Source organism: Curtobacterium sp. VKM Ac-2861 (assembly GCF_013204965.1).
In the GTDB taxonomy this organism is placed as follows: domain Bacteria; phylum Actinomycetota; class Actinomycetes; order Actinomycetales; family Microbacteriaceae; genus Curtobacterium.
Genome location: NZ_JABMLA010000005.1, coordinates 271,116 through 294,690, shown reverse-complemented (window position 1 = coordinate 294,690; position 23,575 = coordinate 271,116). Strand labels below are relative to the sequence as shown.

The 23,575-nt window shown below is 71.3% G+C and carries 19 protein-coding genes; 15 read left to right on the top strand and 4 right to left on the bottom strand.

Annotated features, from left to right (window positions below):
* Nucleotides 1-167: 167 nt before the first annotated feature.
* On the bottom strand, nucleotides 168-1,370 hold the full coding sequence (locus HQQ88_RS14485; RefSeq protein ID WP_173169867.1) for an MFS transporter: 1,203 nt from the start codon (nucleotides 1,368-1,370) through the stop codon (nucleotides 168-170).
* 90 nt (nucleotides 1,371-1,460) lie between these two features.
* Between HQQ88_RS14485 and HQQ88_RS14480 the strand changes: the two genes are divergently transcribed.
* Nucleotides 1,461-2,162, top strand: coding sequence for a GntR family transcriptional regulator (locus tag HQQ88_RS14480; protein ID WP_235035805.1), 702 nt, complete (start codon nucleotides 1,461-1,463; stop codon nucleotides 2,160-2,162).
* Nucleotides 2,163-2,356: 194 nt separating this feature from the next.
* On the opposite strand, the gene HQQ88_RS14475 is transcribed toward HQQ88_RS14480, so the two are convergent.
* Entirely contained in the window at nucleotides 2,357-2,509 is a 153-nt protein-coding gene (locus HQQ88_RS14475; protein ID WP_159570996.1) for a hypothetical protein, read from the bottom strand.
* Between the two features lie 227 nt (nucleotides 2,510-2,736).
* Between HQQ88_RS14475 and HQQ88_RS14470 the strand changes: the two genes are divergently transcribed.
* From HQQ88_RS14470 to HQQ88_RS14440, 7 genes are all read left to right on the top strand, one after another.
* Complete coding sequence (locus tag HQQ88_RS14470) at nucleotides 2,737-3,837, top strand: LacI family DNA-binding transcriptional regulator (protein ID WP_254067118.1); 1,101 nt, start codon at nucleotides 2,737-2,739, stop codon at nucleotides 3,835-3,837.
* Between the two features lie 340 nt (nucleotides 3,838-4,177).
* Nucleotides 4,178-5,935, top strand: a complete 1,758-nt coding sequence (locus tag HQQ88_RS14465; RefSeq protein ID WP_254067117.1) for an ABC transporter substrate-binding protein — start codon at nucleotides 4,178-4,180, stop codon at nucleotides 5,933-5,935.
* Nucleotides 5,932-6,912, top strand: coding sequence for an ABC transporter permease (locus tag HQQ88_RS14460; protein WP_111085432.1), 981 nt, complete (start codon nucleotides 5,932-5,934; stop codon nucleotides 6,910-6,912). Before HQQ88_RS14465 ends, HQQ88_RS14460 begins: the two co-directional genes overlap by 4 nt.
* Entirely contained in the window at nucleotides 6,909-7,853 is a 945-nt protein-coding gene (locus HQQ88_RS14455; protein WP_123293511.1) for an ABC transporter permease, read from the top strand. Before HQQ88_RS14460 ends, HQQ88_RS14455 begins: the two co-directional genes overlap by 4 nt.
* Complete coding sequence (locus tag HQQ88_RS14450; RefSeq protein WP_134195416.1) at nucleotides 7,850-9,646, top strand: ABC transporter ATP-binding protein; 1,797 nt, start codon at nucleotides 7,850-7,852, stop codon at nucleotides 9,644-9,646. The genes HQQ88_RS14455 and HQQ88_RS14450 overlap by 4 nt, the downstream gene beginning before the upstream one ends.
* Nucleotides 9,643-10,512 (top strand): alpha/beta fold hydrolase, encoded by an 870-nt coding sequence (locus tag HQQ88_RS14445; protein WP_173169865.1) that lies wholly within the window; start codon nucleotides 9,643-9,645, stop codon nucleotides 10,510-10,512. The genes HQQ88_RS14450 and HQQ88_RS14445 overlap by 4 nt, the downstream gene beginning before the upstream one ends.
* Before the next feature lie 12 nt (nucleotides 10,513-10,524).
* On the top strand, nucleotides 10,525-11,715 hold the full coding sequence (locus HQQ88_RS14440) for a family 1 glycosylhydrolase (protein ID WP_173169997.1): 1,191 nt from the start codon (nucleotides 10,525-10,527) through the stop codon (nucleotides 11,713-11,715).
* Nucleotides 11,716-11,728: 13 nt separating this feature from the next.
* On the opposite strand, the gene HQQ88_RS20220 is transcribed toward HQQ88_RS14440, so the two are convergent.
* A complete protein-coding gene (locus tag HQQ88_RS20220; protein ID WP_173169863.1) occupies nucleotides 11,729-12,943 on the bottom strand; it encodes an ankyrin repeat domain-containing protein in 1,215 nt (404 codons plus the stop codon).
* Between the two features lie 157 nt (nucleotides 12,944-13,100).
* Here HQQ88_RS20220 and HQQ88_RS14430 point away from each other — a divergent pair, with 157 nt between their 5' ends.
* From HQQ88_RS14430 to HQQ88_RS14400, 7 genes are read left to right on the top strand one after another with little or no spacing between them, the layout of a single operon-like run.
* On the top strand, nucleotides 13,101-13,721 hold the full coding sequence (locus HQQ88_RS14430; protein ID WP_123293515.1) for an acyltransferase: 621 nt from the start codon (nucleotides 13,101-13,103) through the stop codon (nucleotides 13,719-13,721).
* Nucleotides 13,718-14,815, top strand: coding sequence for a DegT/DnrJ/EryC1/StrS aminotransferase family protein (locus tag HQQ88_RS14425; protein WP_123293516.1), 1,098 nt, complete (start codon nucleotides 13,718-13,720; stop codon nucleotides 14,813-14,815). The genes HQQ88_RS14430 and HQQ88_RS14425 overlap by 4 nt, the downstream gene beginning before the upstream one ends.
* Nucleotides 14,812-15,828, top strand: a complete 1,017-nt coding sequence (locus tag HQQ88_RS14420; protein WP_173169861.1) for a Gfo/Idh/MocA family protein — start codon at nucleotides 14,812-14,814, stop codon at nucleotides 15,826-15,828. Before HQQ88_RS14425 ends, HQQ88_RS14420 begins: the two co-directional genes overlap by 4 nt.
* The gene (locus tag HQQ88_RS14415) at nucleotides 15,825-17,132 is read left to right on the top strand and encodes a nucleotide sugar dehydrogenase (protein ID WP_173169860.1); all 1,308 of its coding nucleotides are present in this window, start codon (nucleotides 15,825-15,827) and stop codon (nucleotides 17,130-17,132) included. The genes HQQ88_RS14420 and HQQ88_RS14415 overlap by 4 nt, the downstream gene beginning before the upstream one ends.
* Nucleotides 17,133-17,136: 4 nt before the next feature.
* Nucleotides 17,137-18,426 carry a lipopolysaccharide biosynthesis protein gene (locus tag HQQ88_RS14410; RefSeq protein WP_173169859.1) on the top strand — a complete coding sequence of 430 codons (1,290 nt, stop codon included), beginning with the start codon at nucleotides 17,137-17,139 and terminating at the stop codon, nucleotides 18,424-18,426.
* 41 nt (nucleotides 18,427-18,467) lie between these two features.
* Nucleotides 18,468-19,646, top strand: a complete 1,179-nt coding sequence (locus tag HQQ88_RS14405) for a glycosyltransferase (RefSeq protein WP_173169858.1) — start codon at nucleotides 18,468-18,470, stop codon at nucleotides 19,644-19,646.
* The gene (locus HQQ88_RS14400; protein WP_173169857.1) at nucleotides 19,643-21,040 is read left to right on the top strand and encodes a right-handed parallel beta-helix repeat-containing protein; all 1,398 of its coding nucleotides are present in this window, start codon (nucleotides 19,643-19,645) and stop codon (nucleotides 21,038-21,040) included. The genes HQQ88_RS14405 and HQQ88_RS14400 overlap by 4 nt, the downstream gene beginning before the upstream one ends.
* Before the next feature lie 1,384 nt (nucleotides 21,041-22,424).
* Here HQQ88_RS14400 and HQQ88_RS14395 read toward each other — a convergent pair.
* On the bottom strand, nucleotides 22,425-23,567 hold the full coding sequence (locus HQQ88_RS14395) for a glycosyltransferase family 4 protein (RefSeq protein ID WP_173169856.1): 1,143 nt from the start codon (nucleotides 23,565-23,567) through the stop codon (nucleotides 22,425-22,427).
* Nucleotides 23,568-23,575 lie beyond the last annotated feature (8 nt).

The window sequence follows — 23,575 nt, the reverse complement described above, 5'->3', positions numbered from 1 at the left end:
CGGCATCTCGGGGCTCGCGCCGCGGTTCTCTGGAACCTCCGCGAACCGCGTGCGGCGAGTCGTGGAACCTCGGCGGCCCGACACCGCGCGGGTCAGTCGTGGAACCTCGGCGGCCCCCACGCCGCGCGGGTCAGTCGTGGAACCTCGGCGGCCCCACTCCGCGCGGGTCAGTCGTGCGACCGGTCCGCGCGCGGGACCAGCGGCAGCGCCAGCAGCGGCAGCACGGCCACGATGCCGAACGACGCCGCGAACCCGAGCGCCGTCACCAACGCGCCGATGCCCGGGCCGACGGCGCTCGCCGCGATGAACTGCCCGGTGTTCTGCGTGCCGAGGGCGCGACCGGACCAGAACGGCCCGGCCGCCTCGGCGACCGACGTGTAGGCCAGCCCGTTGTCCGCCACGGTGACGCTCGTCGCGATCACCAAGAACACGGCGCCGGCGGCCAGGTGCGTGACGTCGACGAGCGCGAGCAGCCCCATCACGACGGCGGCACTCACGACCACGATCCGCAGCGGTCCGACGCGTGAGCCGGCCCGGTCGCTCCACACGCCGACCAGGATCCGCCCGATCGCCCCGACGAACTGCGACGCCCCGACGAGCAGCCCTGCCGCGGCCGTCGACCAGCCCAGCCCGACGAGCCACACCAGCCCGTAGGTCGACAGGGTGAACTGCGGCACCACGAGCAGGATCGACACCGCGTGGATCCGCCACAGGAACCCGCTCGCCCGGTACGGGTTCGCCGTCGCGTCGGCCGGTGCCGTGTGCCGGGCCGGTCGTGGCGGGTTCTGGATGCCGACGGCGCAGAGCACCGCGAGCACGGCGCAGAGGACGATCGGCAGGACGAGGGCCGCGCGGATCCCGGACCCCTCGGCGAGCTGCGGCACCGTGACGGCCGCGAGTGTCACCCCGAGCGGCTGCGACATCTGCCGGATGCCCATCGCGAGCCCGCGCCGCTCCTTCGGGAACCACCCGACGACGACCCGGCCGCTCGCGGCGTTCGTCGATGCGCTCGTCATGCCGCCCAGCAGGAAGGCCAGCCCGAGCAGGACCGGGTCGCCCGCGGTGAGCCATGCCCCGACCACCGCGAGGGTCGTCAGCACGAGTCCGCCGGCGATCACGATCCGTTCGCCGATCCGGTCGGTGATCGCGCCCCAGGCGATGAGCGTCAGGACCATGCCGAACGTCGGTGCAGCGGCGAGCACGCCCGCCACGGTCAGGGACGTGCCGTTCGCGTGCAGGTACGGGATGAGCAGAGCGGGAGCCGTCACCACGAGGGTCCCGGCGGCCTGCGCGGCGACCCCGAGCGCGAGCATCGTCCACGCTCGGCGGCCGATCGTGGTGGGCGTCGGGGGTGCGGCGGTCGCGGTCATCGTGGTGGCTCGCATCGTTTCATGTCGGAAGCAATTGGTATACCACAACGGTATACCATTCCGACGGTGTCCCCGCTAGAGTTGTTCGCCGTGACCGACACGACCGATGCAACCCCGGTGTCGCAGACGGCCCAGCTCTACGACAACCTGCGTGCCGCGATCCTGACGCTCGACATCGCGCCGGGTGAGCGCATCTCGGAGCGCGGTCTCGAAGCGCGGTTCCACGCCTCGCGGACCCCCGTCCGTGCCGCACTGTCGCGGCTCGAGCGCGAGGGCCTCATCCTGCACGAGGGGCGCTCGTGGACGGTCACCCCGATCGACCTCGACGAGATCGCCTCGCTCGCCGAACTCCGGGGCGTGCTCGAACCCGCCGCCACCCGACTCGCGGTCGAGCGGGCGAGCGCCGAACAGCTCGCCGAGGTCCGCGGGCACCTCGACGCCCTGCGCCCGACGCCCGACCAGCAAGCCGGCATCCGGATGGGCTCGACGTTCCACCTCGACCTGGCGGCGCTCGGCGGCAACCGGTTCATCACCGACGCGATCGCCGATGCCCTGACCCGTCTCGAGCGCACCCGGTGGATCGAGGTCCGCACGCCCGAGGCCCGCGACGCCGCGTGGGACGAGCACAGCGCCATCATCGACGCCGTGCGCGACGGCGACGCCGACCGTGCGGCCGGGCTCGTCGCAGCGCACGTCGCCGGGACGAACGACCGGTTGCTCGGTTGGATCGCACAGGAGCGCCGCCGACTGCGCGGCGCGGGCATGACGATCGTCGGGGCCACCGAGCGCTGACGCGAACCGCGTGACCTGACGGAGCACGAACCCCGGGGCCCGGCATGACGCGCGGCGCGTGACGCGCGGCGCGTGACGCGGTCCGCCGTGACGCGAGCAGGGCACTGGACGCGACCGCCCCGGAGACGCGACCCGACAGCAGGTGCCGGTCCGCGCCTCCTGGCCGTCGCCCGGTCGACGCCGGACGTGACCCGCTACGGGCGGTCCGCGCGCTCCTCCGTCGCGTCGAGCTGGTCGAACGTCGAACCGCCGCCGTCGGTGCGCTCGAGCAGCGCGTCGCGCACCTCGGCCTCGTCGTGGCTCGCGCGGTTCGCCAGCTTGCTTCCGGATCGTGTCGCCTGTGACATGTCGGTGTCCTTCCCCTGCGTGTGGGCATCGTGGTGTGCGCGGGCATCCTGCCCGCCGGTGCGCTTCCTCACGGGACGTACTGAGGTCGTGACAGTGTCGCGCGGTCGCTCCGGCCGCCGCAAGGGCTTTCGTCACATGTGGAGAAGTGCCATCACGGACCGTGCCTAGGATGGTGCGGCCGCGCCGCCCCGGTGCGCACCAGCGGACGTCGGACGGGAGGCACGGCTTGGCTGCACCACGTACCGCACCTCCCACGGTCTACGACGTCGCCAGTGCCGCGAACGTCTCGATCGCGACCGTCTCGCGCGTGCTCCGCACGCCGGACGCCGTCCGCGAGGGCACCCGGGATCGCGTCCAGGCGGCGATCCGCAGCCTCGGCTACGTCCCCTCCGGCAACGCCCGAGCCCTCGCCGGCAAGCGCACCGGCGTCGTCGGACTGCTGCTGCCCGGGTTCGACGTGGTGCCCGACGAACGGCCGGACCTGGTCACCGACGGCGGCGTCCGCGTGGTCGACGACCGCCGCCACGTGACCCAGCCGTTCTCCTCGAACCTGTACTTCGACGAGGTCCTGCGCGGCGCCGAGACCGAGGCCTGGCAGCGCGGACTCGCGCTGATGGTCGCCGCCGGTCGGGGGTCCTCGCGCGACGTGATCGTCAACGACGTCGCCGGCCGGGTGGACGGCCTCGCCGTGCTCGCGCAGACCGTGCCGGACGACCTGCTCGAGCACGTCGCCCGTCGGATCCCGGTCGTGGTGCTCGCCGACGACCGGCGGTCGCACGGGTTCGACTCCGTGAGCGTGGACAACAGCGCCGGCATGCGGACGCTCGCATCGCACGTGATCGGGCGGCTCGGCATCCGGTCGCTCGCGTACGTCGCAGGCCCGATCGACTCGCCGGACGACATGGAGCGCTCGACGGGCTTCCGGTCGGCGTTGGCGGACCACGGGGTGCCGGCGTCGTCGGTCCGGGTCGTGCACGGTGACTTCGGCCGGGCGCGGGCGCGCGAGCTGGCGGCGACGCTGCTGGCGGACGAGGTGCCCCGGGCCATCGTGTGCTCGAACGACCAGTCGGCGCTCGGGGTGCTCGACGCCGCCACCGCCCGGGGCCTGCGCGTGCCCGAGGACGTCGTCGTCACCGGGTTCGACGGCATCGACGCCGGGCGGTTCTCGTCGCCGCGGCTCACCACGGTGCACCAGCCGATGGGGGAACTCGGGCGTGCAGCGGTGCGGGCGATCGTCGACCGGCTGGACCGTCGCGAGGGACCGCCGCGCGCCGTCCGGCTGCCGGTCGAGGTGCTGCTGCGCGAAAGCTGCCCGCCGGCGTTGTGACGAGCGGCGCGGCGAGCGGCGCGGCGAGCGGCGCGGCGAGCGAGGCGGCGAGCGGCGCGGCGATGCGTCCGCACCGTGCGGCTTTGCTCATCCCGTGCGACGTTGACCGCCCGGTGCGGGCCTGCAACCGCGCACGGAGCGGGCAGCCTCGCACCCGGCAACGGAACGCGCACCGTGCGCAGCGACCCTCGCAGCGACCCTCACTCCGACCCTCACTCCGACCCTCGCTGCCGCCGCCCGCCACTGCGTACCACCCCGGCACGGAACCCCGGTGTTGCGCGACGCGATGTAAGCGCATACATTGACCCAGTACCGATTCGACACGGAGGTCGACCGAGCAATGACGCTTCCCCCACAGCGCACGCGCGGCAAGCGCGACCCCGGGACCCGCGCTCCCGGAACGCGCCCCGGCAGCACCCGACGACGCGGACGCCTCGTCGCGGCGATCGCCGGGCTCGCAGCAGTGGCCCTCATGGCCACCGGCTGCAGCATCCAGGTCCGGTCCGAACCCGATCCCACGATCGGCAAGGACACGATGCTCATCAACGCGGACCACGGCAACCCGCTGTTCGACCGCAACTTCAACCCGTACATCGCGAACGCCCGCACGGCCTCCAAGTGGATGTACGAGCCGCTCATCGAGATCAACCCCCTCGACGGCAAGGGCACCCCGTGGCTCGCCAGCAAGTGGAGCCAGCCGGACGCCAGCACGATCGACATGACGATCCGCCAGGGCGTCGAGTGGTCCGACGGCTCGCCGTTCTCGGCGAAGGACGTCGTCTTCACGTTCGACCTGCTGAAGAAGTTCCCGGCGATGGACGTCAAGGGCGCCTGGCAGCACATCAAGAGCATCGAGGTGGACGGCGACCACGTCGTCTTCCACCTCAAGAGCGACGACGTGCCCAGCCTGAACATCATCGGCGCGACGTACATCCTCGGGGAGCAGCACTGGGGCGGCGTGAAGGACCCCACGACGTTCCGCGACCCGAACCCGGTCGGCACCGGTCCGTTCGTGCTCGGCAACTACACCGACCAGCAGTACTCGATGGACAAGAACCCGACGTACTGGCAGGCCGACAAGATCGCCATCAAGCACCTCATCCTGCCGGCGACGAACACGCAGCTCGACACCGTCACCCGCGGCTACGACTGGGCGTACTCGTTCATCTCGGACGTCAAGGGCACCTGGGGTGCCGCGTCGAAGACGAACCAGTGGTGGTTCCCGGCCGGTGGCGTGATCGGCCTCATCCCGAACCTGACGAAGGCCCCGTACAACGACGTCAACGTCCGCAAGGGCATCTCGCTCGCGCTGAACCGTGACGACATCGCCGAGACCGCGTCCGAGGGCAACCTGGCGGCAGCGGGCCAGACCGGCCTGATCCTGCCGAACCAGGAGAAGTACCTCAACCCGGACATCCCGGACAAGGGCATGGTCACGCAGGACGTCGACGCTGCGAAGGCCGCGTTCGCGAAGTCCGGCTGGACCGAGCAGGGCGGGAAGATCATGAAGGACGGCAAGCAGCTGTCCATCACCATCATGACCGCGAACGGCTACTCGGACTGGCTCCGTGCCGCGCAGGAGGTCCGTCGCGACCTGACGGCCATCGGCGTGAAGGTGACGATCCAGGCACCGCAGCCCGCCGGCTACCAGCAGAACATCAACAACGGCACGTTCGACATGGCGATGGGCGGCATGGGCAACGGTGACGTCTACCAGGCGTTCAACTCCCTGCTCAGCAGCGACTTCTACCAGCCGGTCGGCAAGTCGACGGTGAACAACTACGAGCGCTACAAGAACGCCGACACCCAGAAGCTCCTCGACGAGTACAAGGCGACGACGGACACGGCGAAGCAGCAGGAGATCCTGAACCAGCTGCAGGAGATCGTGTACGACGAACTGCCCGTGATCGGCATGTACTACGGCGGGCTCTGGGGGCTGTTCAACACCGGCAAGTTCGTCGGTTGGCCCAGCGCCGAGGACCCGTACATGGCCCCGCAGAACTACGACTCCGCACCGCTGCTCATCTTCTCGAAGCTCCGGCTCCGGGACAGCGCAGCCGGCCAGGAGATCCTGAAGCAGCAAGAGGACCAGAAGTGAAGTACATCCTCCAGAAACTCGTCCTCTTCGTCCTGACCCTCTGGGCCGCGGTCACGCTGAACTTCGTGCTCCCGCGCCTCATGCCGGGCAGCCCGTCGGACGCCGCGCTGGCGAAGCTCAGCCAGAACGGCCCCGTCACCGAAGCCACCAAGAAGGCCATCGAGGCCCAGCTCGGCGTCCCCACGGGCAACCTGTGGGACCAGTACGTCAACTACCTGCACCAGGTCGTCACGCTCGACTTCGGGGTGAGCTACACGTTCTACCCGCAGCCGGTCGGCGACCTCGTGTCGAAGGCCCTGCCGTACACGCTCATCCTGGTCGGCGTCGTGACGATCCTCGCGTTCGTCCTCGGCACCCTGATCGGCGTCGCGGCGGCGTGGAAGCGCGGCACCTGGCTGGACTCGCTCCCGACGCTGTCGGGGTCGTTCATGTCGACGTTCCCGTACTTCTGGACCGCCCTGCTCCTGCTGTTCTTCCTCGGCTACGTGCTGCACTGGTTCCCGACCACGGGCGCCTACTCGGCGACCACCACCCCGGGGCTCAACGGAGCGTTCGCGGCCGATGCCCTGCAGCACGCGGTGCTGCCCGCGGTGACGATCCTCGTGACGAGCCTCGGCGGCTGGATCATCGGCATGCGCAACGCGATGATCAACACGCTCGGTGACGACTACGTGACCTTCGCCGAGGCGAACGGTCTGCGCGGCCGCACCGTGGCCGTCCGGTACGCGGCGCGGAACGCGATCCTGCCGAACCTGACCGGCTTCGGTCTGGCACTCGGTGGCGTGGTCGGCGGTTCGGTGCTGGTCGAGCAGGTCTTCGGCTACCCCGGCATCGGCTACCTGCTGTTCAACGCCGTCATCGGGCAGGACTACCCGCTGATGCAGGCCCTCTTCCTGATGATCACCGTGTCGGTGCTCATCGCCAACTTCATCGTGGACGTCATGTACGGCGTCCTGGACCCGAGGACGCGCCGATGACCAACAACGCCACTGTCGCTGTCCGGACCCAGGACACCGACGAACAACAGGCTCCTTCCAAGTGGAAGAGCATCGCCCGCCAGTTCGGCGTCGTCTGGTCGAACTCGAAGGCCCGGATCGGCATCATCATCCTCGCGGTGTTCGTGCTGGTCGCGATCTTCGCGCCGCTCCTGGCCCCGTACGGTGCCAGCCAGAACGGCTTCGCCCGGTCCGCCGACGCGACCGCCGACCACTGGATGGGCACCACCGCCGCCGGCGAGGACGTGCTGTCCCAGATCATCTACGGCGCACGGATCTCCGTGATGGTGGGTGCCGTCGCCGGCATCCTGTCGACGCTCGTCGCCGTCGCGATCGGCCTCAGCTGGGGCTACGTCCGCGGGTGGATCGGCGAGGTCATCGGCTTCATCGTGAACCTGTTCCTGGTCATCCCGGGCCTGCCCCTGATGATCGTCATCGCGGCGTACCTGCAGAACGGCGGCATCGCGGTCATCATCGCGGTGATCGTCGTGACCGGCTGGGCCTGGGGCGCTCGCGTCCTGCGCAGCCAGACGCAGTCCCTGCGCGGTCGCGACTTCGTGACGGCGGCGCAGTTCTCCGGTGACGGTGCGACCCGCATCGTGTTCCGCGAGATCCTGCCGAACATGACCTCGCTCATCGTCGGCTCCTTCTTCGGAGCGGCCACGAGCGCGATCCTGGCCGAGGCGGGCCTCGAGTTCCTCGGGCTCGGCGACTCGTCGATCGTCAGCTGGGGCACGATCCTCTACTGGGCGCAGAACTCCAACGCGCTGCTCACCGGCCAGTGGATCCTGCTCTTCGCCCCCGGCCTCTGCATCGCGCTGCTCGCGATGAGCCTCACCCTGATCAACTTCGGCGTCGACGCCGTGTCCAACCCGCGGCTGCGCGAAGGCGCGCGCCCGAAGCGCAAGGAGGCGACCGCATGAGCGGCTCGCGTACGACGCAACCAGCAGACGGCCTGGAGGCGCGGGACGGCGCCGCCACGGGCCTCCCGTCCGACGGTGGTGACGCCCAGGGCGTCCTGCTGGACGTCCGCGACCTGTCGGTCGTGTACGAATCGGCCGGCCAGACGGCCGTCCAGGCGGTCGACCACGTGTCGTTCAGCTTGCGGAAGGGCGAGTTCGTCGGCCTGGTCGGTGAGTCCGGTTCGGGCAAGTCGACGCTCGGCTACGCGCTGACGCGTCTGCAGAAGCCGCCGGCGCGCACGAACGGCGGCAGCATCGTCTTCAACGGCCACGACATCCGCGACCTCGACGAGGAAGCGCTCCGGCAGCAACGCCAGGGCGGCTTCGCGATGGTGCTGCAGTCCGGCATGAACGCGCTCAACCCGGTGCGCACCGTGCGGAACCACTTCATCGACATCTTCAAGGCGCACGGCCACGTGTCGCGCGACCGGTGGGACGCCCGGATGAAGGAGCTCATCGAGAAGGTGAAGCTGCCGACGTCGATGCTCGCCCGGTTCCCCGGGGAGCTCTCCGGCGGCATGCGGCAGCGTGTCTCGATCGCCCTGGCCCTGTCGCTCGAACCGCAGCTCATGGTGTTCGACGAGCCGACCACGGCACTCGACGTGCTCGTGCAGCACGCCGTCATGGACACGATCATCGAGCTGCAGCAGGCCGAGGGCTTCACGGCGATCCTGATCAGCCACGACCTCGGCATCGTGCTCGAGGCCACCGAGCGCGTGCTCGTCATGCACGAGGGCCGCATCGTCGAGGACGGCGGCTCGAAGGAGCTCCTGCGCAACCCGCAGGACGAGTACACGCAGATGCTGCTGTCGCACTACGCCGACCCGCGGGCCGAGATCGTGTCCCTGCCCGGTTTCCCGGACCGGTCGCAGCGTGCGACGTCCGGCGAGAAGCGGCAGGAGGCCACGTCGTCGTTCAGCACCGTCGGGTCGCGTGAGCGCTCGGCGGCGAAGAACCCGATCGTCGTCTCGAACATCGTGAAGACCTACCCGGCTCCGCGCCGCGGCGAGCAGCCCGTGCAGGCGGTGCGCGACGTGTCGTTCACCCTCGAGCCGGGGCAGTCGCTCGCCCTGGTCGGTCAGTCCGGTTCGGGCAAGTCGACCATCGCGAAGCTCCTGACCGGGGTCGAGAAGCCGACGACCGGCACCGTCCGGTTCGGCGACCTCGACGTCGCACGCCTGGGCAAGCGCGGCCTGCGGGACCTCCGCTCCGAGGTGCAGATGGTGTTCCAGGACCCGTACGCGGCGCTCAACCCGCTGCACACCGTGGAGTACACGCTGTCCCGCCCGATCGCGAACTACACGGACCTGACGGGGCAGGACGCCCGGCGCCGCGTGCTCGAGCTCCTCGAGACCGTGGGCCTGACCCCGGTCGAGCAGTTCGCGCAGAAGCTCCCGCACCAGCTCTCCGGTGGGCAGCGGCAGCGCGTCGTCATCGCCCGGGCACTCGCGTCCGACCCGCAGGTGATCATCGCCGACGAGCCGGTCTCGATGCTCGACGTGACGTTGCGCGCCGGCGTGCTCGCCCTGCTCGAGGACCTGCGCGAGCAGTGGGGCGTCTCGCTCCTCTACATCACGCACGACCTGCTCAGCGCGCGGCTCATCACCGACGACATCATGGTGCTCCACGAGGGTGCCGTGGTCGAGCGGGGACGGACGGCCGAGGTGCTGCAGAACCCGCAGGACCCGTACACGATCGCCCTGCTCGACGCCGTGCCGAACCCCCGCCGCGCCCTCGCGGAGGGCCGGCTGTGACCACGCTGCACGACTTCCCGGCGGTGCCGGCGTTCGGCCACCTGCCGACGCCGGACGGGGTCGACGTCGTCGGGATCGACCTGCCGATCGGCCGCCTCACGGCGTACCGGATCGTGCCGTCCGGGGTGTCGAAGGGTGTCGTGCTCATCGTCCCGGGCTACACCGGCTCCAAGGAGGACTGGCGCACGTTCCTGCCGCTCCTCCGCGACGCCGGGTGGTCGGCGGTGGCGATCAGCCGTCGTGGACAGGCCGACTCGGTCTCGCCCGACGACCGCACGGCGTACACGCTCGAGCAGGAGGCCGCCGACGTCGTCCGCGTCGCCGGACTGCTCGACGACGGCGCTCCGGTGCACCTCATCGGCCACTCGCTCGGCGGCGTGATCGTCCGCGCCGCAGCGATCGCCTCGCCGACGTCGTTCCGCGACGTGACGATGTTCTGCTCCGGCCCGCACGGCTGGTCGTACCGCAAGGCCGCCGAGAAGACGATCGTCGCCGACACGTGCTCCAACCGTGCGCTGTTCGACGCGCAGAACCCGCTCTGGGCCGGCCGCCCCGACGCCGAACTCCCCGACGACGCCCGGATGGTCCGCGAGCGCTTCGACCACACGAGCGTGCTCAGCGTGCTCGGTGGCGCGGCGATCCTCGAGGACCGCACCGACACCACCGAGGAACTCCGCGCGACCGGACTGTCGGTCCTCGTCGCGCACGGCGTCTGGGACGGCGCCTGGCCGATCCCGTGGCAGGCGGACATGGCCTCGCGTCTCGGTGCGTCGTACGAGGTGATCGCCGAGAGCTACCACGGCCCCCAGATCGAGAACCCGCTCGGCACGGTCGCCGTCTTCGATGCGTTCATGAACGCCCACTGAAAGGACCCCGTCATCAGCACGCTCGACTTCCCGAAGGGCTTCCTCTGGGGCGCCGCCACCGCCGCGCACCAGATCGAGGGCAACAACGTCAACTCGAACTGGTGGGTGCACGAGCACGAGCCGGACACCACCATCGTCGAGCCGTCCGGCGACGCCGCGGACAGCTACCACCGGTACCGCGACGACATCCGGATCGCCGCCGAGCTCGGCCTGAACTCGTACCGGTTCAGCATCGAGTGGGCGCGCATCGAGCCGGAACGCGGGTTCGTCAGCCGCGCCGAGATCGACCACTACCGCCGCATGGTCGACGCCTGCCACGAGTTCGGCATCGAGCCGATCGTCACGCTCATGCACTTCACGGTGCCCCGCTGGTTCGAACGCGACGGCTTCTGGCGCGCACCCGACGCGGCCGACCTGTTCGCCCGCTACACCGAAGCCGCGCTGCCCGTGGTGTCCGACGGGGTCCGGTACGTCTGCACGATCAACGAGCCGAACATCGCCGCGATGCTCGCCGGCGGCGAGGACGCGTCGAACCTCGTGGCGTACGGCCTGCCGAACCCGGACCTGGGCGTCGCCGACGCCCTGCTCGAGTCCCACAAGCGTTCGCGGGAGGTGCTCTCCCAGGTGGATGGCATCCAGAGCGGCTGGACCGTCGCGACGCAGGCGTTCAAGTCCAACGGTGAGCCCGGCGCGGACGCGATGCTCCGCGAGTACGGGTACCCGCGCGACGACTGGTACCTCGAGAACGCCGCCGGCGACGACTTCCTCGGCGTGCAGGCGTACACCCGGACGTTCATCGGCGCTTCCGGTCCGTTGCCCGTGGCGGACGACGTCGAGACGACCCTGACCGGCTGGGAGTTCTACCCGGAGGCCTCGGCCGACGGGCTGCGCAGCGCGTGGGAGCTGTCCGGCGGTGTCCCGCTGATGATCACCGAGAACGGCATCGCCACCGCCGACGACACCCGTCGCCAGGCCTACACGCAGGGCGCGCTCGAGGGCATCCACCGCTGCATCGACGACGGCATCGAGGTCCTCGGCTACCAGCACTGGTCGCTCCTGGACAACTACGAGTGGGCGTCCGGCTTCCGTCCGACCTTCGGCCTGGTGTCGTGGGACCCGGAGACCTTCGAGCGCACCCCGAAGCCGTCCGCGCACTGGTACGGGAAGGTCGCCCAGGCGAACGCCATCGAGACGGCGGAGTAGCCCGCCGGCTCGATCAGCTCCCCGAGTAGTAGTGCGCCAACTGCTCCGCGACCGCTCGGTCGCGGAGCAGTTCTGCGCGAGCGGTGGCGGTCGAGCCCTCGTCGTCCTCGGCGTTCACGTCGACGTCCAGGGCGAGCACGGACCGCACCGTGTCCAGGTCACCGGAGTCGACCGCGGCGATCAGCAGGGACGCGCCCCGTGAGCCGAGCGCCCTGGTGTCCGCACCCGCGGCGGCGAGCGACCGCACGATCGCACCGTGGCCACCCCAGGCGGCGCGGACGATCGGGGTGTTGCCGTCGGTGTCCCGGGCCTCCAGGTCGGCGCCCGCAGCCACGAGCACGTCGATCGCCCGACGTGCATCGCGGTCGATCGCCAGCGTCAGCGGCGTCCGCCCCTCGGTGTCGGTGAGTTGCAGCGACGCGCCGCGGCGCAGGAGCTCCTCGAGCATCTCGGGCCGGTCGAACCACGCGGCGGCGTGCAGCGGGGCGACGCCCCAGCGCGGGTCGACGTCGTCGACGTCACTCGCGTCGTCGGCCAGGTGCAGTCCGCCCAGGTCGCCGTACGCGGCGGCACGCACCACCTCGGTGGCGTACTCGACCCAGCCGTCCGGCACCGGACCGTGCCAGCCGCGCGCTGGCCGTGCGTCGAGCTCCGTGTAGACGGACTCGGGCACGCTGCGGATCGCGACCCGGACGCCCCGGAAGCGGATCGCCACCTCGCCGACGGGGGAGACGAGCAGGCGGAGCTCCCACTGGTCGAGCTCGTGCAGGTACTCGAGCTCACCGCGCACGACGTGGGCGTCCCCGGCGAGCAGTGCTGCGGGGTCGGTGTGGGGTGGGTCCACCACCGCGTCGCGGAGTCGGAGCGTGACCCTGGCGTGGTTCCACCGGCGCCACAGGCCGTCGGGGGTGTCGAGCACCTCGTCGTTGCGGACGATGACCTCGGTGTGCACGACGACCGGGTCGGGGACGCCGTGGCCCGGCAGGTCGACCGCCGTCCCGGTGTCGTCGTCGTCCTCGTCGTCCGGGTGGGCGGGGTCCGGGTGCGCGAGATCCGGGTGCTCGACGTCCCACCGTGCGATGCGGGAGTCCGTCCACTTGACGGTCAGGAGTGCGGCGACGGCCGGGGGAGCGTCCTCGAGCACGCGGGCGACGTGCTCCCGCTGCCCGTCGAAGTCCTCGAGGGAGACGTAGCCCACGGACGGCCAGTTCACTCGACTCCATCGCACGGGTCGACACTACCCGGCGGCCTCCGGGAACCGGTCCGCGGCGGTCGTCGCACGAATGCATCACGGCTGCAATGATGACACTTGATATGTCGTACCGGTATATCGTACGCTGGGCATGCAGCGGAGGGACCGCCGCGCCTGATCAGGAAGCGCACCCATGAGCCCGAGCACCATCCTCCCGAACGCGTTCGTCGCCCCGACCGCCGTCGTGTCGCCCTCGGCGGTGATCGCGCGCGGCGTCCGCGTCTGGGACGACTCCCACGTCGAAGCCGGAGCGTCCGTCGGCAGCGAGACACTGCTCGGCCGCGGTGTCACCGTCGGGGCCGGCGTCCAGGTCGGCGCCCGCTGCAAGATCCAGAACGGGGCACTCGTCTACGGGCCGGCCGTCATCGGCGACGGCGTCTTCGTCGGCCCCGGCGTCGTCCTGACCAACGACAACACGCCCCGGGCGATCAACCCGGACGGCACCCTGCAGGACGCCGACGACTGGCGACCGACCGCCGTCGTGGTCGAGCACGGCGCCTCCCTCGGCGCCGGAGCCCTCTGCGTGGCGCCGGTGCGCATAGGCCGGTGGGCGCTGGTCGCTGCCGGTGCCGTCGTCGTCCACGACGTCCCGGACCACGCCCTCGTCGCCGGGGTTCCCGCCCGCCGCATCGGCTGGGTGAGCCGCACCGGCCGACGCCTCGCGCAGGTCGACGACCGAACCCTGGTCTGCACCGAGACCGGTGACCGCTTCCGCCTTTCCGAGACCACCGACACGATCGAGGCCATCCGATGACCACCACACTCGAACTCATCCCGGCGGCGAAGCCGCTCATCGGCATCGAGGAACGCCGCGCCGTCGACGCCGTCCTCGAAGGCGGCGGCCTCGCGCAGGGTCCGGAAGTCGCTGCCTTCGAGCGCGAGTTCGGTGCGGTCCTCGTCGAGGGCGCAGCGGTCACCGCGGTGAACAGCGGCACGGCGGCGCTGCACCTCGCACTGGTCGCCCTCGGCGTCGGCCCGGGCGACGAGGTCATCGTCCCCTCGTTCACCTTCGCCGCCACCGCGAACGCCGTTCGACTCGTCGGCGCCGCCCCCGTGTTCGTCGACATCGACCCCCTGACGTACTGCGTCGATCCCGCTGCCGTGCGCGCCGCCGTCACACCGGCCACCCGCGCGGTCATGCCGGTCCACCTCTACGGGCACCCGGCCGACATGACCGAGATCGCCGAGATCGCCCGAGAGCACGACCTGCTGGTCATCGAGGACGCGGCGCAGGCACACGGTGCCCGGTGGGCGGGTGCGCGCGTCGGCAGCGGGTCCGACGCCGCCGCGTTCAGCCTCTACCCGACCAAGAACATGACGGCGGGCGAAGGGGGCATGGTCTCCACCCGGACCCCGGACGTCGACCGCATGCTCCGGCTCCTCCGCAACCAGGGCATGGAGCAGCGCTACGCGAACGAGGTCGTCGGCTTCAACGCGCGGATGTCCGACATCCACGCGGCGATCGGACGGGTCCAGCTCCGCAAGGTGCTCGGGTGGACCGCGCAACGCCAAGCGAACGCCGCCTACTTCACCCGTGAACTCGACGGCGTCGTCACCCCGACGACCGACCCGCGAGCCGAGCACGTCTTCCACCAGTACGTCGTCCGGGTGCCGTCCGACCGCGATGGCTTCGCGGCCGCCCTGCGGTCCGAGTTCGGCATCGGCACGGGGGTCTACTACCCGACGCCCGTGCACCGGCTGCCGTCGTTCGGCCACGAGGCCGACCTGCCCGAGACCGAGCGCGCAGCCACCGAGGTCCTCGCGCTGCCGGTGTACCCGACCCTGACCCTGTCCCAGCTCGACCGCGTCGTCGAGGCCGTCAACACCCTCGCCGGGGCCGGCCGATGAGCCGCGTGCTGCGGGCCGGCGTGATCGGCCTCGGGATGATGGGGCGGCACCACGCCCGGGTCCTGCGCTCGATCGACGGGGTCGAACTGGTCGGTGTCGCCGATGCGCTCGGCGACCGGCACGACGTCGCTCAGGGGGTGCCGGTCGTCCGTTCCGTCAGCGAGCTCCTCGCCATCGGCATCGACACGGCGGTCGTCGCAGTCCCCACCGCACTGCACGAAGCCGTCGGCGTGGAGCTCGCCGAGGCGGGGGTGCACGCCCTGATCGAGAAGCCCGTCGCGGTCGACGGTCCTGCTGCCGCGCGGCTCGTGGCGGCCTTCGACGACGCCGGACTCGTCGGTGCGGTCGGACACATCGAGCGGTACAACCCCGCACTGCAGGCGCTGCGGCAGCGACTCGACGCCGGAGAACTGGGCGACGTCTACCAGATCGTCACGCGTCGCCAGGGGCCCTTCCCCGCCCGGATCGCCGACGTCGGCGTGGTGAAGGACCTCGCCACCCACGACATCGACTCGACCTCGTGGATCACCCGGTCGCCGTTCGTCCACGTCGGGGCGCTCGCGGGGACGAAGAGCGGGCGGCCGCACGAAGACCTGGTGACCGTCACCGGTCGCCTGGCCGACGGCACACTGACGTCCCACCTCGTGAACTGGCTGACGCCGTTCAAGGAACGACTGATGATCGTCACCGGCGAACGCGGCACCTTCGTCGCGGACACGCTCACCGCCGACCTGACCTTCCACGAGAACGGCACCGTCCGGACCGAGTGGGACCAGGTGGCTGCCTTCCGGGGTGTGTCCGAGGGGGCGAGCACCCGGTTCGCCATCACCAAGCGCGAGCCCCTGCTCGTCGAGCACGAGGCGTTCCGCGACGCCGTGCTCGGGCGCCCGTCCGACATCGTCACCCTCCGCGACGGGCTGCGCACGGTGCTGGTCGCCGAGGCAGTCCTCGAGTCCTCGCGGATCCAGCAGACCGTGCAGCTCGGCACGGAGCCCGAAGGAGCAGCAGCATGAACATCGTCGTCGTCGGTCTCGGCAAGATCGGACTCCCGCTCGCCGTGCAGTACGCCCGGTCCGGTGCCCGCGTCACGGGCCTCGACGTGGCGAGCGGGGTGGTCGATGCGGTGAACGCGGCCATCGAACCCTTCCCCGGCGAGCACGGGCTCGCCGAGGGGATGCGCGAGGTCGTGTCCGCAGGTCGGCTCCGGGCGACCACGGACGCCGCCACCGCGATCCCCGAGGCCGACGTCGTCGTGGTCGTCGTCCCGTTGTTCGTCGACTCGGACGGCATCCCGGACTTCGGCTGGATGGACGCCGCCACCGACACGATCGGGCACCACCTGCGACCCGGCACCCTGGTCGCCTACGAGACCACGCTCCCGGTCGGGACCACCCGTGGCCGCTGGGCGCCTCGGCTCGAGCAGCGGTCCGGACTCGTCGAGGGGCGGGACTTCCACGTCGTGTTCTCGCCCGAGCGCGTGCTGACGGGGCGGGTGTTCGCGGATCTCCGCCGCTACCCGAAGCTCGTCGGCGGGCTGTCCGACCAGGGTTCCGCACGCGGACGCGCCTTCTACGAAGCCGTCCTGCAGTTCGACGAGCGCGACGACCTCGACCGCCCGAACGGCGTCTGGGACCTCCGCACCGCCGAGTCCGCCGAGCTCGCGAAGCTCGCCGAGACCACCTACCGCGACGTCAACATCGCCCTGGCGAACGAGTTCGCACGGTTCGCCGAACGACAGGCCATCGACATCGCCGCCGTCATCGAGGCGTGCAACTCCCAGCCGTACAGCCACATCCACCGGCCCGGGATCGCCGTCGGCGGGCACTGCATCCCGGTCTACCCCCGGCTGTACCTCTGGAACGACCCGGAGGCGACGGTGGTCCGTGCTGCGCGTGCCCGGAACGCCGCGATGCCGTCGCACGCGGTCGACCTCCTCGAGCGCCTGCACGGCGACCTGCGTGACCAGCGCGTCGTCGTCCTCGGCGCGGCGTACCGCGGCGGGGTGAAGGAGACCGCCTTCTCCGGAGTGTTCGGCACGGTCGACGCACTCCGGGCACACGGCGCGCTCGTGACGGTCTCCGACCCGCTGTACTCCGCCGACGAACTCCGCCGTCTCGGCTTCGAGCCCCACACCGACGGCGAGCCCGTCGACGCCGCGGTCGTGCAGGCCGACCACGCCGAGTACGCGACGTGGGACGAGTCCCGTCTGCCCGGTGTCCGGACCGTCGTCGACGGCCGGCGCGTGCTGGACGTCGCTCGGTGGGCATCGACCACCGTGACGGCGATCGGCGCTCCTGCCGTCGCCCCGTCGGCCTGACGCAGTGCGCTCCACGCCCCGACAGCGTCTCCCGGCGATCGCCACGATCCTCCTCGGCACCGTCCTCGGGCAGGGGCTCGTCGTGGCGATCTCGCCGCTCCTCACCCGGCTGTACACGCCAGCCGACTTCGGCACCCTCGCAGTGGTCACGGCGGTCGCGAGCATCCTCGGTGCCGGCGCGACACTCGGCACCGACCGCGCCCTGGTCGTCGCGCACGACACGGCGACGGCACGGGCGCTGGTCGTCCTGGGGCTCCTCTCGACACTGACCGTCGGCGCCGGGACGACCTGGGCGTCCTGGGTCCTCCGGCACGATGCGGCGCGGTGGTTCGCCGCCCCGGCCCTCGCAGAACTGTGGTGGGTCGTCCCGGTGACCGTCGTCGCCGTGGGAGCGCAACGGATCGCCTCGGCCGTGCTCGCGCGTCAGCAACGACATCGTTCGATCGCCGTGCGCAACGCCTGTCAGGGCGTCGGTCAGTCCGTCTGGAACCTGACGATGGCCGTCGCCGGTCCGATCGGTCTGGTGGGCGGCCTCGCCGTGGGACGGATCGCAGCCCTGCTCGGGATGGTCCGGTTCCGGCGGGGCGACGCCGCGCGGACCACCCCGCGGACGCTCTCGGCCGCCGCTCGGGACCACCGGCGGTTCCTCCTCATCACGCCGTGGTCCTCCATGCTCAACGTCGTCGGGCAGCAGGCACCGTCGCTGCTCATCGCCGCCCTGCACGGCAGCGTCGCCGCGGGCTTCGTCGCCCTCACGATGCGGGTGCTCGGCGCTCCGGTCGGCATGGTCGCCGACGCCACCGCGCAGTACGCCGCCGGGGCGTTCGGCCTCCGCATCCGCTCGGCCGATCCGGTCCGCGGGCTGCTGGTCCGCCTCGTCGTGCGGTTGGCGCTCGCCGGGGCGGTGGCCGCGTTGGTGGTCGTGCTCCTCGGCCCGGCGGTGTTCTCGACGGTGTTCGGCCCGGAGTGGGCCGTCTCGGGGACGTACGCGCAGGTGCTCGTCCCGGCCTTCGCGATCCAGGTCGCGGTGTCGCCGGTCACGCAGTTGCTCTCGATGCTGCAGCGGCAGGGAGCGCAACTGGTCTGGGACGGAGCACGGCTCGCGCTGTCCGCCTCGGCAGTGCTCGTGCCGTCGCTACTCGGTGCGCCGATGCCCGTCGCGCTCGTGTCGCTCGCCTCCGCGATGGCGATCTCGTACGCGGCGGTGCTCCTCCTCGTCCTCCGGGCCGCCCGGATCCACGACCGAACCGCACACGCCGCTCTGGACAACCGATCCGTGAAATGCGACATGTAGATAACTCGCTTCGTGGGCGAGGAGACCCCTAGCTTCGGGGCATGCCCCTTCGTCCCCGCCCGTTCGACATCGTGCACGTCTCGAGTGCACACCCGTGGACCGACAACCGCGTGCACCTCCGCGCTGCAGGGAGCGCGGCGAAGGCCGGGTACCGCACCGCCCTGATCGCCGTCGCAGCCGCGGGCGTCGGTGCCGATCGCGATTGGGACCAGCCCGACCCCGAGACCGGGGTGTACGTCCGCAGGCTCCCGGCACGACGCCGCGGGCGACGCGTCCTGGTGTCGTCCGTCCAGGCCGTCCGCGCGGCACTGTCTTCGCGGGCCCCGATCGTGCACCTGCACGACCCCGAGCTCGTGTGGGCCGTCCCCGTGCTCCGCGGCTTCCACCGGACGGTCGTCTACGACGCGCACGAAGACCTGCCGGCACAGGTGCGGGGCAAGGAGTACCTGGGCCCGGTCGCCCGCCGTGTCAGCACGGTCGCAGCGCACGCGGTGCTCGTCGTCGCGCGGCGAGCACGGACGGTGGTGGCGGCGACCCCGACCATCGCGCGCCGGTTCCCCGTCGACCGCACGGTGCTGGTCCGGAACGTCCCGCAGCTGCGAGCCGAGGACACGGCGGTGCAGTCGGTGATCGACCGCGACAAGACCGTCGTCTACATCGGGTCGATGAGCCGCGACCGGGGCCTCGACGTGCTGACCGGTGTCGCGTCGTCCCGGAAGCTCCCCGACGGCTGGCGTGTGCGGACGGCCGGACCCATCGACGGAGCGGTCGACCGCCGAGCCTTCGACGACCTCGTCCGCGCGCGCCGGATCGACCACCGTGGCGTCCTGCTCCCGAACGCCGCCCGCGACCTGCTGGTGTCCGCGCGCATCGGGCTCCTCCCGCTCTTCCCCACTCCGGCGTACGCAGCCTCGATCCCGACCAAGCTGTTCGAGTACTTGGAAGCAGGCCTCGCGGTCGTCGCGACGGACGTCCCCCTCTGGCGGGAACTCCTCGCCGGCGCCGACTGCGCGACGTGGGTCCCGCCGGGCGACCCAGAGGCCGTGGTCGCCGCGATCCGCCGGTACGACGAGGACCCCGAGCTCCTCCTGCGTCACGCGACTTCCGGGCGAGCCCTGGTACGCGAGCGCTTCCGCTGGGACCGCGAGGAACAGGTGCTCCTCGACCTGTACCGGTCGTTGTCCGGTGTGGCACCGATGCCGGAAGCGACCGGACGGTGACCCGCGGCACGTCGTCGCGTCCGCACATCAGTCGTCGTGACGCACTGCTCGGTGCGGCCAGCGCGATCCCGGTCGCGCTGCTCGCCCCCGCCGGGCGCGCGCAGGCGTCGCAGCCGCAGCCGCAGTCGCAGCCGCAGCCGCGGTCCGACATCGGCGTCGCACGGCTGCAGGACGCCGTTGCCGCCGCAGACCCGGACGGCGTCCTCGTCGTGACCCGGCACTGGGTGCTCTCAGCGCCCGTGGTGGTCGACCGGCCACTGACGATCCGCTTCGTGGGCGGGTCGCTCTCCACCTCGCGCGACATCGATCTGGTGGTCGTCACGGCCTCGGGTGTGACCATCGTCGACGCCGTCCTCCGCGGATCGGGGTCGGACCACGCCGGCCTCGGCCGCGGGGTGCACATCGCCGGGACGTCGGCGCGACCGCTGCGGGACGTGCACGTCCAGGGCGCGGACATCCGTGACTTCCCGCACGACGGGGTGTTGCTCGAGCACTGCGGGGTCTTCAGCGTCGCCGACAGCGTGATCGCGGACATCGGGTACGCCGGGGTCCTCATGTTCTCGTGCACGGACGGCTCCGTGCTGCGCAACCGGATCGCTCGGATCACCCAGCCGGCGCCCTACCCGAACTCCTACGGGATCGAGGCCGTGCGGGCCACGACCACCGGGCTCGTCGAGGCGCCGCGGTCCGCTCGTGTCGTCATCGCCGACAACCACGTGTCCGACGTCCCCGCCTGGGAGGGCATCGACACGCACGGCGGGCAGTCCATCGCGATCTTGCGCAACCTGGTCGAGGACTGCCGGGTGGGCATCGCCGTCGTCCCCTCGAAGGACGAGTCGGACGCGAGTGCTACGAAGTACGCGCCGCTCGACTGTTCCGTCATCGACAACGTCGTCCGGCGGACGACCCCAGGACCGGGTTCCGGCATCGTCGTCCGGGGTGCCGGGGAGACCGTCGGCGACGATGCCGAACGGGCGAACGGCATCGTCCGGGGCAACACCGTGACGGGGTACGGGGACGGCGACCGTGACGGCGCGGTCCTCGTGTACCTCACCAGGGACCTGCTGGTCGCACACAACCACCTGCCGAGCGGGGTCCGGCGCGGCCTCTCGCTGTACCACTCGAACGACGCGATCGCCCTCGTCGGCAACCGCATCGCCGGGCTGCGGAAGCAGGGAAGCGCGACGTCGGTCGCGCTCGACGTCCGCGCCACGGAGAACCGCGGGCACCTGATGGGCAACCGCTACGACGGCAGTGTCGAGCAGGGCGCCGTCTACGGGGTGCTGTGTCGGCAGACGGCGAACGACCTGGTGCTCGTGGACAACGACTGGGGCGCGACGACGACTGCGGTCGTGGCCGTTGCCGGAGCGGTGGTCCGCGTCCGCGAAGGCTGAGCTGCGCGGCGGTCGGAACCGTTCCGCGGCGCCCGCTCCCAGCCACTGCGGGGTGCGATCAGCAGGATCAGCGTCCCCATCAGCAGCCCGTGCGAGAGCATCGCCGTGAAGATCGACGTGTTCGACAGCATGATGCTCGGCATCACCACCGCCATCGCCGCGACGCGCATCGGGAGCCCCCGGCTCGCACCGTCGAGGAACCGCAGCCAGACGAACAGCGCAGCCGCAGCGACGAAGATCCCGATCCACCCGAGGTTCGCGAACCCGTCGGCGAACAGGTTGGCGTTCGCGTAGCCCACCGAGCCGGGCACCAGGTAGTCGGAGATCCGTTTGGGTGGCGGCAGGTCGTAGGGGTAGTCGACCCAGGTACTGAGGAACGAGTAGCCGTACTTCGCGACGGGGTTGTCGGAGAAGTAGTCGACGTACACCGAGGACAGCAGCCCCGGCGTCAGCATGAAGCGGCGCGTGAACACCGACGTCCACGTGATGCCCCCCTGCACCTCGTCAGCGAAGGCGGAGACCACCATGATCGCGAGCGGGGCACCGAGGAAGGCGAGCGACCGCGCCGGCTTCGTCCCCCGGAACAGCACCGCCATGCCGAGGACGGCGACGAACGAGAACAGGACTGCCTTGAAGCCGGTGCTCGAGTACAGCAGGAACTGCCCGACCAGGGCGAGGACCACCAGCGACGGACGCCGACGGAAGATGCCCCGTGCGAGGAGGAGCGGGTTGATCACGTACGCCTGACCGGTCAGCAGGTAGCCGAGGGCACCGCCACTGCCGACGTCCGACGAGTAGTCGGCGCGCACCTCGTAGATGTCGTCGAGCGCCAGGAACCGGATGTGGATGCCGACCGTGGCCGCCATCAGCCCGTACGTGACGAGCGAGTACACCCAGCACACCGTCCACGTGAGCATGCCGCGGTCGATCCTGCGCGGACCGACGACGAGCACGTCGTCCGCTGGGTCGAGCTGCGCCGCCGGCGCCGTCGCGCTGCGCGGGGTGGCCAGACTGACCAGCGAGAACGCCGTGCCGACGGCTGCACTCAACCCGATCGCGGTGGCGGTGGACACGTACCCGGTCGAGACGCTCATGATCATCGTCGGGCTGACGCAGACGACGAAGATGGTCCAGAGCACGACGTGCGACGGCCGGACGAGCACCCGCGGCAGCGTCAGCGCCACGGTGGCCGTGAGCGTGATCACGACGAGCACCGCCTGCCACGAGGCGGGCACGAAGCCGTACCCGAGGTACGAGAACAGCGGCGCGACGAGGTTCGCCGAGATCCAGTTCATCGTCAGGCCGAGGAGCCCGACCGCGGCGAACACCCCGGCCGCACGCCCCACCGGCCGGGCGAGGGCGGCCCGGTCGATCGTCGCCTGCGTCACCGGGTGGCCGTCGCGCTCAGGCGCGCAGTGCGGACGCCGGGCAGGAGCTCGTCGTACATCGCGACGAGCCGCTCGGCCTCCGGGGCCCACGTGAAGCGTGCTGCGGCGCGCCGGGCCTCGGCACCGTGCCGACGGAGCAGGGCAGGGTCGTCGGCGTACCGGCGGATCGCCTCGGCGATGGCCGCCGGGTCGTCGGCGGGGACGAACGTCACGCACTCGACGCCGCGCAGCAGGTGTCGCCACAACGGGATGTCGGTGGCGATGACGGCGAGCCCGGCTGCCAGGTACTCGAACAGCTTCGTCGGGAAGATCTGGTCGGTGACGGGGGTCCGTCGGAACGGGACGACCCCGATGCGGGCGCGGAGGAGCAGGTCGCGTGCCTCCATCGGACCGACGACACCGCCGTGCACGGCCGAGCCGGTCGCCTCGGCGGCTCGCAGCCGATCCGTCGACGTCGCCCGGTCAATCGAACCGACCATCTCGATCCGCCAGTCCGCCGGGAACGACGGTTCCTCGACCACGGACGCGAGCACGTCGATCCCACGGTCGCGACTCAGGACCCCGACGTGCGCGACCAGGGCGGGGCGGGCCTCCAGTCCGAGCTGGGCGTCGTCCTCCGGACGCGCGAAGGGGAAGTTGTGGATCGCGATGCGGCGCGATGCCGGGAACCGGCGCCCCGTCCACTCGGTCGCCGTGACGACGCGGTGCGCCGTCCCGGCGACCCGCAGCAGGCCGTGCGACAGCCACGCGAACACGGCGCGCTGCCGGTGCGTCAGGTAGTCCTTGCCCCAGACCTGGTCGGGCAGGTCCTCGTGGGCGTCGTAGACGACGGTGCGACCGGCGAGCCGGAGCACCGGGACCGTCCAGATCAGCTCGGGATCGTGCAGGTGCACCACCTGTGCGCGCGAGCGCAGCGCGAGGACGAGTGCCTGTGTCGTCGACACGACCATGCGTCGGACGCGCGCTCGCCGCGGGATCCGCACCACCTCGACGGCCGTCGTTGGCGCGCTGAGGTCGGACGCGACGGCGATGAGCCGGACGCGGTAGCCGGCGGCGGCCGCTGCGGCGGCCTCGCGCAGGTGGACGCGGTTGTCGACCCAGGGGTGGGCGCTGGAGACGTGGACGATGTCGGGGTTCATGCTCGGGT